This window comes from Humitalea rosea, assembly GCF_003253705.1.
In the GTDB taxonomy this organism is placed as follows: domain Bacteria; phylum Pseudomonadota; class Alphaproteobacteria; order Acetobacterales; family Acetobacteraceae; genus Humitalea; species Humitalea rosea.
In genome coordinates this window covers 388777-400903 of the sequence record NZ_QKYU01000001.1, presented here as the reverse complement: position 1 = coordinate 400903, position 12127 = coordinate 388777, and the positions used below count along the sequence as shown (strand labels likewise).

The following is a 12127-nucleotide window of genomic DNA, read 5'->3' as shown; positions in this document are numbered from 1 at the left end:
TCTCCAGATACAGGGACCCCCGATTTATGGAGCATATGAACGACCCGGTTTGGCTTGCCGGTCTCGCGGCGGCCATGGCGCTGACGGGCCTGCTGTCCGGCACGCTGGCGGGTCTCCTCGGCGTTGGCGGCGGCATTGTCATCGTGCCGGTGCTGTTTCTCGTCTTCCCGCTGTTCAGCGTGCCGGAAGCGATCCAGATGAAGCTCGCGGTCGGCACCTCGCTTGCCACCATCATCCCGACATCGATCCAGTCGGCGCGCAAGCACCGGGCCAAGGGGACGATGGATGTGGTCCTGCTGCGCCAGCTCTGGCCGAGCATCCTGGTCGGCGTCGCGGTCGGCACGCTGGCCGCGATCTTCGTGCGCGGGCCGGTGCTGACGGCGGTCTTCGCCGTGGTCTCGCTGCTGGTCGCGGCGAACATGGGCTTTTCCGGCGTGGACTTCCGGCTGCGGGACCGCTTCCCGGCCGAGCCGCTGCGCTCGCTCATCGGCGGGTTGATCGGCACGGTCAGCGCGATGATGGGCATCGGCGGCGGCACCGTTGGCGTGCCGATCCTGTCGATGTTCGGCGCGCCGATCCGTGCGGCCGTGGCCACCGCCTCGGTCTTCGGGATCATCATCTCGATCCCGGCGAGCATCGGGCTGATCTATGCCGGGCTCGGCAATCCGCTGCTGCCGCCGTTCAGCTTCGGCTATGTGAACCTGATCGGCTTCGCGCTGATCGTGCCGAGCTCGATGCTGGCGACGCCCTGGGGCGTGCATCTGGCCCATACCATCCCGCCGCTGGCGCTGAAGCGGGCCTTCGCGATCTTCCTCGCGATCACGGCGACGCGGATGATCTATACGCTGGTGACCTGATTAGGGCCGCCAGGGCAGCGTGCCGGCCGGCAATCCCCGCCCGGCCAGGGTCGCGGCCGCCATCAGCGCCGCGACCAGCCCGAGCGCCAGCAGCGAGGTCGCCGCCGCCAGCGGCGCCTGCCCCGCATCCTGCAGGTTGAACACCAGCGTCCCGAGGGTGACCGCCCCGGGGCCGACCAATAATGCCGAGACGGTCACCTCATTCACCGCGAGCAAGGTCACGACCAGCCCGCCCGCCGCAAGCGCGGGGGCCAGCGGCGGCAGCCAGACCGCCCGCGCCCGCCAGTACAGCCCCGCCGCCATCCCCCGCGCGGCAAAATCCAGCCGCGGGTCCAGCCGCGCCGCCGCCGCCGCCACCGGCCGCAGCGCCAGCGCCTGGAACCGGGTGAGGTAGGCGAGGCCGATCAGCCAGGTGGAGCCATAGAGCGCCCCGCCCCAGGGCAGCACCACCAGGATCGCCGCGACCGCCGTCACCGCCCCGGGCAGCGCCTGCGGCAGATCGGCGATGGCCGCGGCGATCCGCACCGGCCGCGCCCGCAGCGCCAGCGCGACGGGCAGCGCGGCCAGCGCCAGCACGCAGGCGGCCCCCGCCGAGAGCCCCAGCGATACCGCCACCGCGCGGGCCGTCTGCGCGCCCGGCGCCAAGGCTGCGGCGAAGTGCCGCGCGGTCAGCGTCTCCAGCCCCAGCGCCATGCCGAGCGCCGGGACCAGCGCCGTCGCCGCCAGCGCCAGCAGCGGCAGGCCCAGCACCAGCAGCAGATAGGCCGCGACCACCAGCGCCACGCCGCCGCCGCCGCGCAGCGGCAGGGGGGCGAAGGGCCGGCCCTCCGGCAGCGGGCGCCTACGGGCGGCGAACACCTGCGCGGCCAGCCCCGGCAGCGCCAGCCCGGCCAGCACCACGGCCAGGGACGCCGCCTGCGACAGCGCCTGCGGCCCCCCCGTGCCCAGCCGCTGCCACAGCAGCACCGTCAGCACCGGCCAGCGCGCGGGGATGCCGAGGCTGGCCGCGACGCCGAAATTGCCCAGGGCCGCGATCCAGGCGAGCCCCGCGCCCGCCAGCACCCCCGGCAGCAGCAGCGGCCAGGCCACGCGCCGCAGCGCCGCCCCCGGCGTGCAGCCGAGCGAGCGAGCCGCCATCATCGCCTCATCCGGCAGGCGGCGGCAGAGGGCAGCGATCGCCAGCAGCACCAGCGGGGCGGATTGCACCCCCAGCACCAGCATCATCGCCGCCGGCGTATAGGCGAGGTTCGCAGCCCCCAGCGGCGGCGCGAGGCCGAGCGCCAGCAGCAGCGGCGAGGCCGGCCCGGCCGCCTGGCTGACGGCCAGCGCCATCACCTGCGGTGGCACCAGCAGCGGCAGGATGGCGCCGAACAGCAGCACCCGCCGCCCGGGGATGCGGCGCAGCAGCAGCACCGCCGCCAGGGTCACGCCGAGGGCGAGCGCCACCGCCGTGGTTCCCGCCGCCAGCGCCAGGCTGCGGCCGGCGGCGCGCCAGATGGCGGGGTCGTCCGGCAGCCCGGCGCCACGAAACAGCTCGGCCAGCAGCCGCGCCAGCGGCAATGCGCCGATCAGCAGCAGCCAGCCAAGGGCCGCGGCCTGGCCCTTACTGGCCGACAAGCGCCCCGAAGCGGCGCAGCGTCTCCTCGCTTTCGGCCAGCGCGCGTCGGGCATCGAGCGGCAGGATGCGGATGGTCGCGGGATCGGGGAAGCCCTCGGGCGGCGCGACCGTGGGATCGGCGGGCAGGAAGCCTTGGCGGGAGGCGAGTTCCTGCCCCTCGCGCGACAGCAGGAAGGAGAGGAAGGCGATCGCCGCGCGCGGGTTGTGCGCGGTGGCGAGGATCGCCGCCGGCTCGGTGATGGCCGAGACGCCATCCTCGGGGAAGATGAAGCGGACGGGGGCGCCGCGCGCCGCCTCGCGGATCGGCAGGTAGTCGATGATGATGCCGAAGGCGCGCTCGCCCGAGGCCACCGCCTGCATCACCGCGCCATTGCCGCCGCGCGGCTGCAACCCGGTCTGGGCGAGCTTGGTCAGATACTCCCAGCCAAGCCCCGGCGCCTGGACCAGCGACAGCACATGGATCGCGGCAGCACCCGAGACGGCGGGGGAGGGCATCGCCGTCATGTTCCGCGCCCTTGGGTCGAGCAGATCGGCCCAGACGCGGGGGAAGAAGGGCGCACGCAGATTGGCGACGATGCCGGTGGTGATCAGCTTGGTGCCGAAATAGGTGCCGTCCGGGTCATGCCGGTCGGCGGGGGTGCCGGCGCGATCGACCTCGGGCGAGGCGCGCAGGCGGCCATCGGCCTTCAGCGTCTCGAAGGTCAGGCTGTCGGCCAGCAGCAGCACATCGGGGCGGGGGCTGCCCGCGGCGATCTCGGCGCGCAGCCGCGGCATGATCTGGTTGGTGCCGCCACGGATCCACTCGACCTGCACGGCGGGGTGGCGGCGGCGGAACGCCTCGGCGGTCTGGGCGGCATCGGGTTCGAGCTGCGAGGTATAGAGCACCAGCGGGCCGGACACCGGCGCCGGCTGGGCCGCGGCCTCGGCGGCCGGCAGCAGCAGCGCGGCCAGGAGAATGCGTCGGAGGATGGGGGGCATTCGGGGGTGTCTCGGGGCTGGAACCCAAACCCTCTAGCGCCCTCAGCCGTGACCCGGCAGGGGGGTGGGGTGACGTTTCAGTGACGCGTGGTCAGAGGACCATGAAGCTGGAGGTCGCGCTGGCCCGTTCGATCAGCGCCCGCATCGCCGGGTTCTCGGCGCCGCGCACATCGGTCAGCGCGTCCATGGGGCAGAAATACTCGTGCGGATGCGGCATCGCATGGGCGGCGAAGCCATTGTAATGGCTCTTCTTGAGGCCGTAGAGCACCCGGATGTCCCGCACCGGCAAGGAGAGATGCCGGGTTGGCTCGGCCTGGATCAGCGGGATCTGGCGCCAGCGCGGCAGGGTCTCGCCCTTCTGCGCCGGGGCCAGCAGCCAGGGCAGCGGGCAGACCGCCAGCAGCGAGGAGGTGCTGGGGGCGAAGCGTGAGCGCTTGTCCAGCAGGTTGGTGAGCGAGCAGCAGGCCTCGATGCAGAGGATGTCGCAATAGGGCTCGGCCGGGTCATTGCCAAAATGCAGCCACAGCCCGTCCGGCAAGGTCCGCATCCGGGCCGCGCCCGGATATTTCAGGAAGGGCTGCAGCACCGGCTCGGGGTCGGGCCGGCCGCGCAGCCAGGTGCCGGGTTGCTTGGGGGAGGCGACGGAGCCGGGGGGCCGCTGGGGCCAGGTGCCCAGGCTGGCCCGGACCTGGCTGTCCACGGAACGTCGAGGCGGCGCAACGAAAACAAACTCGCTATTGACGCGCATGGGTGAGGGCCTCTGCAACCATTTGACGCAGAGGAAACTACCTCACGAAAATGTTATCAAGGGAAATTCGGTCGCAAAGCGATAGATTTATGCTCGGTCAGGTTGTTGGGCGCCGGTCTGCCCTCCCGGGATGAATGGGGAAGGGCTTGCGGCACGTAAAAAAACCGCCGCACCCATCGGGCACGGCGGAGCAAAATCAATGAATTGTTAACGCTTGGCGATGAATTGGATGAATGCCGGGCGCGGCATCCGGTTGTGCGGCGCCCGGTATCTCCACCTTCCCGCGTGTCAGCCCCCCCGTGCCAGCCCCCGCGTATCAGCCCCGCGTATCGAGCGGAGCGTAATCGCGAGGGGCCTCGCCGGTGTAGATCTGGCGGGGACGGCCGATGCGCTGCGCCGGATCCTCGATCATTTCCTTCCACTGGCTCACCCAGCCCACGGTGCGGGCCACGGCGAAGAGCACGGTGAACATCTCGGTCGGGATGCCCATCGCCTTGAGGATGATGCCCGAATAGAAATCGACGTTCGGGTAGAGCTTGCGGCTGACGAAATAGTCGTCCTCCAAGGCGATCCGCTCCATCTCCATGGCCATCGCCAGGGTCGGGTCGTTCTTGATGCCAAGCTCGGCGAGGACGGCGTGGCAGGTCTCCTTCATGATCTTCGCCCGCGGGTCGAAGTTCTTGTAGACCCGGTGGCCGAAGCCCATGAGCTTGGTGTGGCTGCCCTTGTCCTTCACCTGGGCGATGAAGTCCGGGATGTTCTCCGGGGTGCCGATCTCGGCCAGCATCTTCAGCACCGCCTCATTGGCGCCGCCATGCGCGGGGCCCCAGAGTGCGGCAATGCCGCCCGCGACCGCCGCATAGGGGTTCGCGCCGGTGGAGCCGATCAGGCGCACGGTGCTGGTGCTGGCATTCTGCTCATGGTCGGCGTGCAGGATCATGATCAGATCCATCGCCTTGGAGAGCACGGGGTTGCTCTTCCACGGCTCGGTCGGCACCGCGTTCAGCATGTAGAGGAAGTTCTCGGCATAGCCGAGGTCGTTGCGCGGATACATCAGCGGCTGGCCGACGCGGTACTTGTAGGCCCAGGCGGCGATGGTCGGCACCTTGGCGATCAGCCGGAACGCCGCGATCTCGCGCTGGCGCGGATCGGAGGTGTCCAGGTTCTCGTGGTAGAAGGCCGAGAGCGCGCCGACGACGCCGCACATGACCGCCATCGGATGCGCGTCGCGCCGAAACCCCTCGAAGAAGCGCCGGATCTGCTCATGCAGCATGGTGTGGTTGGTCACGCCATGGGTGAACTCGGCCATCTGCGCCGCATTCGGCAATTCGCCGTACAGCAGCAGGTAGGAGACTTCGAGGAAGTTGCTGTTTTCGGCCAGCTGCTCGATCGGATAGCCGCGGTAGAGCAGGATCCCCTCATCGCCGTCGATGTAGGTGATGCGGCTTTCGGTGGCCGCGGTGCCGCCATAGCCGATGTCGTAGGTGAAGACCCCGAGGTCCGAATACAGCCGCCGGATATCGGCCACTTCCGGCCCGATGGTGCCCCCGAGCAGCGGCAGGGTGGTCGTGCGGTTGGTGCCATCGAGCGTGACGGTCAGGGAACCCTTGGGGGTCGTGGGCATTGGCGCATCCTTGATCTTGGCGGGCCGGGATCGCTCTCAGGCGATCGCCGCCCCGCCTCCGTGTTGCATTGCACTACATTGCGCCGCAGCGCGGCGCTGTCCATCCGGGGGGGATGAACGGGAAAACCGACCCTGGCCCGGGCCCGCCCGTCAGGGGCGGCGGTGCCAGCTTTCGGGGGTGGTGAAGCCGGGGGCCCAGAGCCCCTGCCCCCGCTGCCGGGCCAGGGCCTCGGCGGTGCCGAGGGTGACGGGGGCATCGGTATCGGCCAGGGCGAAGCCCGCGCCGATCAACCCCAGGTTGAGATCGGTCTCGGCCGCCACGCAATGGCCGAGGCCACGGCCGAAGCGGTCCCGCCCGCGCACGCGGCAGGCCACGTCACGGTCCCGCAGCAGCCGCGACAGCATCTCGGCCGCCGCCACGCCGCAGTCGAAGCCACGCCCGGCGGCATCGGTGCAACGGGTGCCGCGTTCAGGCGCCAGCAACCCGGCAAGGCGCACGGTGCGGTCGCGCAGGCGCAGGGTGTCGCCATCGACCACCCGCACCTCACCACCCGGTGCGGCCCAGTCCTGCTCCCGCGGCGCCGAGCCCATGAGCGCCGAGGGCAGCCCAAGACCGGTCAACGCGGCGCCCAGGACGCCGACAAAAAGGAGGGTCGCTGCCCCCCGCCAACGGCGGGGTGACTGAGCGGGGCGGAAGATGCGACGGCGGTTCAGCACCCCCGATCCCTAACCCGGCACGGGATCGTGAGTCCATGCCCGAGTTGACGTGATGTGTCAGCTTGAAATTATCTGGCAGCCTATTGTTCTGGCGGGATTTTCCAGAATTCCGGGGCTTTCTTGGCCTCTTTCCACGCTGTGATGGCCGCATTCCGCGCCCCGGCGGTGCGCGCCAGGGCGTAACCTTCGAGCAGGCCGATGGCCCAGGGCGACACCGAACGGCCCGCAACCCCCCCCGCCGCCAGCCGCCCCGCGAGATCGCGCGCGACGGCCCCATCATTGGCAATGCCCAGCGCTTCCTGCACCGCAGCCAGCCGCTGGCCGAATTTGCGGGACTCCCGGCCCGGCCAGAGCGGGGTGAAAACCTCGGCGGCATAGCGTACCCGCTTCGAATCCAGCCGCAGCGCGTGCAGCGCCTCCATCGACAGGGTTTCGATGTCCCGCGCCGCATGGCGCAACCGCTTCCAGCGCCGCCGCATCACCTCGGCCGCGAAAGGGGCCAGCGGTGCGTCATAGGCGGCATCGCCGACCTCGGCGCGCCAGCCCTGCACCCTTGCGGCGGCGACCGCATCCAGCATCAGCAGCCGCCAGGGCGCGCCCTCCAGCACCTCCCTCAGCGCCGTATAGGCGGCATCCCGCTCGGCCCCGGCGGCGCGCAGCAAGGCAGTGACGCGCTTCTCCGCCCCCGCCGCCTCGCCGAGTGCCGCGCCGATTCCGTCCAGGAACACATCCCAGTCCCGCGCCGGGCCAAGCCGGTCGGCGACCTCGCCGAGGCCCTTGTCCAGCGCCCGCAGCGCGGGCGCGTCGATGCCGCCAAAGCCCGGCTGCGGCCGGAACAGCTTCAGCACGCTGCGCAGCCGGCGGGCGGCGACGCGCATCTGGTGCACGCCCTCCACGCCGGTGCCGGCATGGGCGGCGGGCGCCTGGGCCAGCAGCACCTCGGTCAGATGGCCGATCGCCCCGGCCAGGGCTTCGCCCATACTGGCGCCGGGCGCGGGCACGGCGGGGCCGCGACGGCGGGCGCGGGGGGCCTCGCCGCGGGCCAGGGCACGGGCGACCTCGGGCAGGCTGGAACTGGCGGGCAACAGCGGCAGGCTGGCGCAGAGCGCCCGCGCCACCGTCATCACCGCATCGGCGGGGCCTTCCAGCAGCAGCCGGGCGACCTCCGCCTCCGCCGCGACGCTGCGCAGGCGGCCAAAGTGCAGGGTGGCCAGGACCGGGCCCTCGGCGGTGTCGAGCGGGCGCAGGGTCTGCCGCCCCTCGAAGGCGGCGAGGGCCACCACCGCCGCCTCGGGCGGGGTGTCCTCCACCACCTGCGGGGGCTGGCCGGGGGGGGCCGCGGTGTCCCAGGCGCGGACCAGCCGGCGCGGTCCACGGGCCGGCTCCTCCAGCAGCAGCCCGTCGCGGGCCAGATCGCCCTCGGCGGTGTCGAGCCAGATCAGCCGCTCGGCCGTGGTGCGGGCGCGGGCCTTGCCCGCGGCCAAGGCGGGGTGGCGCGGCAGCCGGGCGGCGAACTCGAAGGGCAGCTCCAGCTCAAGCGCGAAGCCGGGGGGGGGAGGCTCAGGCTCGGCGGGTGGGTGCTCCTCCGCCGGTGTCGTGGTCATGTGGCCATCTCCGGCAGGTCTCGGGGCACCACGAAGCGGATCAGCCGTCCGCTGCCCGGTCCGATGCGGCTCCAGGGGGCGGCCAAGGCGAATTCGGCCAGCGCCCCGGTCGGGTATTCCTCGGCCAGGCGCAGCGCATCGCCGCCGGCGGCCATCGAGGCGGTGCCGGCCAGCGCCAGCGCCAGCTCGTGCAGCCCAGGGTTATGGGCGATGACGAGCACGCTGCGTGCGGTTTCCCGTACGCGGCGTAGCTCCTCAAGCAGCCGCGTCCAGGGTGCGAGGTACAGGTCGTCGGTCGGCACCACCATCGGCGGGCCCTCGAGCGGGGCCAGCGCCTCCAGCGTCTGCAAGGTGCGGCGGGCGGAGGAGACGAGGACGATCTCGGGCGTCAGATCCAGCTCGCGCATCACCCGCGCCATCGCCGATGCGGCGCGTCGCCCGCGCGCATTGAGCGGGCGCGCGTGATCCGAAAGCCGCGGGTCGTCCCAGGACGATTTGGCATGCCGCAGCAACAGCAATTGGCGCATTCCCCATCCTGGCACAGCCGCGCCGGTCTGTCGCGGGGGGTGCGGATGGGGGCTTGAGCCGGGGGCGACAAGGGCCGATCTGTCCATCCATGCCCATGCCCCGCCGCACCGCCCTGCTCCTGGCCCCAACCCTGCTCCTGCCGCGCGCGGCCGGCGCGATGCCCGCGAGCGTGGCCTTCCGGGTGATGCGCGAGGGGCGGCCGGTCGGCTTCCACCGGGTGACGGTGACGCCGCTGCCCGACGGGGTGCGGGCGACGACGCAACTGGAGATCGTGGTCAAGCTGCTCGGCTTCACCGTCTACAGCTACAGCCACCGGGGCGAGGAGGAGTGGCGGGGGGACCGCCTGGTGTCGATGCGGGCGCGTGCCGAACGCCAGGGCACCGTCACCGAACTCTCGCTGCGCGCGGAGGCCGGGGGGCTGGTGACCGCGAACGGCCAGCGGCTGGAGGCCAATGCCGCCCCGCTCTCCTGGTGGCGGGAGGCCTCGATGCCGCATCCGCTGTTCGATGCGGTGACCGCGGAGAGCCTGCCCAAGCCCGCGCGGCGCCTGCCGGGCGAGGGGCGGCGCTGGGCGGTGGAGGGCAATCCGGGCGGCGAGGCGGTCTATTCGGGCCCGGATGGCGCCTGGACCGGCTTCACCACCACCGGCGAGGATGGCAGCAGCATCGTCTACGAACCGGCCTGAGGCCAACCAGGTGGCCCCGTTCAGGTGGCCCCGTTCAGGCGGCCCTGTTCAGGCGGCGATCGTCCGCGGCCGGAGCTTGACCGCGGCGTCGAGCGGGCCGCGCAGATCATCCAGCCGGCGCACCAGCGGCACCTCCAGCACGGCGAGCGGCGCCAACTGGGCCTGGGTGACGTCGCCGAGGATCATCGCCACCACCGTCCCGCTGTTCCGCCGCGCCTGGAGCACGAGCCGCCGCAGCCGCGCGACCGAGGGCACATCGACCATGCACAGCACCGTCGCCGCCACCGGCTCCGTCGCCTCGCCGAGTGCCAGGGCACGCCCGCCGTCCCGCAGGGCGGCGGCCACCGTCGCGGCCGCGGCGCGGTCCAGCGCCCCCGCGACCGGCAGCACCGCGATGCGCGGGGTTTCGGGCTCGACCTCGGTGCTCTCCTGCAGATCATCCAGCAGGGCGGTCAGCCCATCGGTGATGCGCGGCAGGGCATCGGCCCGCAGCAACCCGCCACGGCGGTCGTGGCGCAGGGTTTCCAGCATGGGCAGCACGAGGTCGCGCAACAGCGCGGCCATGCCCTTCTCCCGCATGTAGCCATCGGCGATCTGCTCGGCGCCGAAAGGGTCCTCGGCCAGATAGCGCTGGTAGAAGCGGACCGAGGGCGGTAGCGGCTGGCGGTCGCCGAGCAGCACTTCGAGGAAGCCGAAGGCCGGCACCAGACGGCCGAGGATGACGATGCAGGTGGTGATGGGCGGGGCCAGGATCAGCCCGACAGGGCCCCAGAGCACCGTCCAGATGGCCGAGGACAGCAGCAGCGCCAGCGGCGAGATGCCGGTGCTGCTGCTGTAGAGCAGCGGCTCGATCACATAGGTGCAGAAGCTGCCGACCAGCACATAGAGCAGTAAAACCTCCACCGGGGCGGTCCAGCCCGGGGTGGTGGCGAAGGCGAGGGTGAGCGGAAACAGGATCGCCACGGCCCCGCCGATGAAGGGCACGAAGCGCAGCAGGAAGCACAGCACGCCCCAGAGCGCCGCATTCGGCACCCCGATCACCGACAGCCCCGCGCCCATCAGCAGCCCATAGGCGCCGTTCACCCCGACCTGCATCAGCAGATAGCGCCCCACCCGGTCGGTCGCATCGGTCATGGCCCGGGTCGAGCGGTGCAGGTCATGCGTGCCGGCGAGATGCAGGAAGCGGTCGCGCACATCCTCCCGCTGGATCAGCAGATAGGCGACCAGCAGCAGCGCGATCGCCACCGAGGCGATCGGGGAGAGCACCATCCCCAGCACATCCAGCAGCGAGGAGAGGCCGCCTGACTGCTGCGGCACCTCCGCGACGATCCTGGGGGCCTCGCCGCGCGGGCCGATGTTGAGGGCCTGGCCCAGCCGGTGCAGCGTCTGCATGGCGCGGTCGAACACGCCCGAGCCATCGCTGAGCATCACGATCTTGTCGCGCAGGGTCGCCTCGTGCCGCGGCAGGTCGGCGACCAGCTTCAGCACCTGGCCCGCCAGGAAGACCATGAAGCTCATGATCGCGCCCACCGCGACCATCAGCACCAGCGCGACCGCGAGCAGGCGCGGGAAGCCGATCCGCTGCAGCCGGTTGGTGACGGGCACGAGGGCGACGCTGAACAGCAGCGCCAGCGCCACCGGCACGAAGACGGAGCGCCCGATGTACAGGGCCACCAGCACCATGCCCGCGATCAGGATCCCGCCGACCGGAGGCGCGCCGCGGGGGGCAAGGTGGGTGGTGCTATTGGACAAGGGCGCGGGACCGGCTCTGGGACAGCGGCACAACGCCGGCGCGCGCCCGTGGGTTTCCCTCAGCCCTCCGCCGGCGGCGCGGCGCCGCGCCCCGCGAGGTAGGCCAGCGTGCCGCGGAGCCGCGCCCGGTCGCGCAGCGCCTTGGCGCGGTTCAGCGTCACCCCATGCGCCAGCGCCTTGGCCGCGAAGCGCAGCGCCTGCACGCGGCCGAAGCGCCAGGCGCTGCGCGCGCCGCGGTGCTTGGCCTCGAAATACAGCCGCGACCAGGCGATGTGCCAGGATTTGACCGAGGTGACGCGCGGGCAGGGCGCGCTGGCGCCACCGCCGGTGTGGCTCGCGATCGCGGCCGGGGTCTGCACCAGGCTCCAGCCCAGGCGGCGCAGCCGCAGGCAGAGGTCGTCATCCTCGTAGAACAGGAAAATGGCGGGATCGAAGGGCAGGGCGGCGCCCAGCGCCGACCGGCGCAGCAGCAGCACGGCACCCGAGAGGAACTCGGCGCAGATCTCGCCCTCCGGCAGCGCCGGCCCGCCGCGCGGCAGGCCGGACCGCCGCCACAGCTCCACATCATGGCTGACCACCGGATCGCCGCCGTCATTCTCGATGCGCGGGGCGATGAGGGCGGCATCGGGGTGGCGGTCGGCGGTCTCGACCAGTGCTGCCAGCGCCCCGTGCCGCAGCCGCGCATCGGGGTTCATGAACAGCACGAATTCGGTGGCGGCGCTCCCATAGCCGCGGTTGTGGGCGCGGCCGAAGCCCTGGTTGCAGGGGTTGGCCAGGATCTCGACCCTGGGGCACCGGGTGGCGATGAGGGCGGGGGTGCCATCGCCGCTGGCATTGTCGATGACGATGATCCTGCCGCAGCCGGCGAGCGAGTCCAGGCAGCCCGCGATGACGCCGACGCTGTTGTAGGTGACGACCAGGGCGGTGACGCGATCCCCGGCGGCGTTTGGCATCGTCTCGGGGCTCCAAAGGGTGGCGGGCGGCGGCATAGTGAGATGCGAAGCCCCCGCCCGCGT

At 72.0% G+C, this 12127-nt stretch carries 11 protein-coding genes; 2 read left to right on the top strand and 9 right to left on the bottom strand.

Going from position 1 to position 12127, the window contains the following annotated elements; all coding sequences use genetic code 11:
- Positions 1-35 precede the first annotated feature (35 nt).
- Complete coding sequence (locus C8P66_RS01770) at positions 36-857, top strand: sulfite exporter TauE/SafE family protein (protein ID WP_245903149.1); 822 nt, start codon at positions 36-38, stop codon at positions 855-857.
- Here C8P66_RS01770 and C8P66_RS01765 read toward each other — a convergent pair whose 3' ends face one another.
- From C8P66_RS01765 to C8P66_RS01735, 7 genes are all read right to left on the bottom strand, one after another.
- Entirely contained in the window at positions 858-2474 is a 1617-nt protein-coding gene (locus C8P66_RS01765) for an ABC transporter permease (RefSeq protein WP_245903148.1), read from the bottom strand.
- The gene (locus C8P66_RS01760; RefSeq protein ID WP_111396401.1) at positions 2461-3453 is read right to left on the bottom strand and encodes an ABC transporter substrate-binding protein; all 993 of its coding nucleotides are present in this window, start codon (positions 3451-3453) and stop codon (positions 2461-2463) included. The genes C8P66_RS01765 and C8P66_RS01760 overlap by 14 nt, the downstream gene beginning before the upstream one ends.
- Positions 3454-3544: 91 nt before the next feature.
- On the bottom strand, positions 3545-4153 hold the full coding sequence (locus C8P66_RS01755; protein WP_245903147.1) for a hypothetical protein: 609 nt from the start codon (positions 4151-4153) through the stop codon (positions 3545-3547).
- A gap of 364 nt (positions 4154-4517) precedes the next feature.
- Positions 4518-5825 (bottom strand): citrate synthase, encoded by a 1308-nt coding sequence (gltA, locus tag C8P66_RS01750; RefSeq protein ID WP_111396399.1) that lies wholly within the window; start codon positions 5823-5825, stop codon positions 4518-4520.
- Between the two features lie 150 nt (positions 5826-5975).
- The gene (locus tag C8P66_RS01745; RefSeq protein ID WP_146422662.1) at positions 5976-6446 is read right to left on the bottom strand and encodes a thermonuclease family protein; all 471 of its coding nucleotides are present in this window, start codon (positions 6444-6446) and stop codon (positions 5976-5978) included.
- A gap of 176 nt (positions 6447-6622) precedes the next feature.
- Positions 6623-8146 (bottom strand): CYTH and CHAD domain-containing protein, encoded by a 1524-nt coding sequence (locus C8P66_RS01740; protein WP_111396397.1) that lies wholly within the window; start codon positions 8144-8146, stop codon positions 6623-6625.
- Positions 8143-8673, bottom strand: a complete 531-nt coding sequence (locus tag C8P66_RS01735) for a SixA phosphatase family protein (RefSeq protein WP_111396396.1) — start codon at positions 8671-8673, stop codon at positions 8143-8145. The genes C8P66_RS01740 and C8P66_RS01735 overlap by 4 nt, the downstream gene beginning before the upstream one ends.
- A gap of 89 nt (positions 8674-8762) precedes the next feature.
- Between C8P66_RS01735 and C8P66_RS01730 the strand changes: the two genes are divergently transcribed.
- Complete coding sequence (locus C8P66_RS01730; protein ID WP_146422660.1) at positions 8763-9359, top strand: DUF6134 family protein; 597 nt, start codon at positions 8763-8765, stop codon at positions 9357-9359.
- Positions 9360-9407: 48 nt separating this feature from the next.
- Here the strand turns inward: C8P66_RS01730 and C8P66_RS01725 are convergent, their stop codons facing one another.
- Both C8P66_RS01725 and C8P66_RS01720 read right to left on the bottom strand, forming a co-directional pair.
- A complete protein-coding gene (locus tag C8P66_RS01725) occupies positions 9408-11111 on the bottom strand; it encodes an AI-2E family transporter (protein WP_111396394.1) in 1704 nt (567 codons plus the stop codon).
- A 59-nt stretch (positions 11112-11170) separates the two neighbouring features.
- A complete protein-coding gene (locus C8P66_RS01720) occupies positions 11171-12064 on the bottom strand; it encodes a glycosyltransferase family 2 protein (RefSeq protein WP_158537059.1) in 894 nt (297 codons plus the stop codon).
- Positions 12065-12127: the final 63 nt, after the last annotated feature.

What these genes read in the sequence shown, in the direction of transcription:
- C8P66_RS01770 (WP_245903149.1), top strand. Translation starts at nt 36, where the DNA reads ATGAACGACCCGGTTTGGCTTGCCGGTCTCGCGGCGGCCATGGCGCTG.
- C8P66_RS01740 (WP_111396397.1), bottom strand. Translation starts at nt 8,146, where the DNA reads ATGACCACGACACCGGCGGAGGAGCACCCACCCGCCGAGCCTGAGCCT.
- gltA (WP_111396399.1), bottom strand. Translation starts at nt 5,825, where the DNA reads ATGCCCACGACCCCCAAGGGTTCCCTGACCGTCACGCTCGATGGCACC.
- C8P66_RS01735 (WP_111396396.1), bottom strand. Translation starts at nt 8,673, where the DNA reads ATGCGCCAATTGCTGTTGCTGCGGCATGCCAAATCGTCCTGGGACGAC.
- C8P66_RS01730 (WP_146422660.1), top strand. Translation starts at nt 8,763, where the DNA reads ATGCCCATGCCCCGCCGCACCGCCCTGCTCCTGGCCCCAACCCTGCTC.
- C8P66_RS01760 (WP_111396401.1), bottom strand. Translation starts at nt 3,453, where the DNA reads ATGCCCCCCATCCTCCGACGCATTCTCCTGGCCGCGCTGCTGCTGCCG.
- C8P66_RS01720 (WP_158537059.1), bottom strand. Translation starts at nt 12,064, where the DNA reads ATGCCAAACGCCGCCGGGGATCGCGTCACCGCCCTGGTCGTCACCTAC.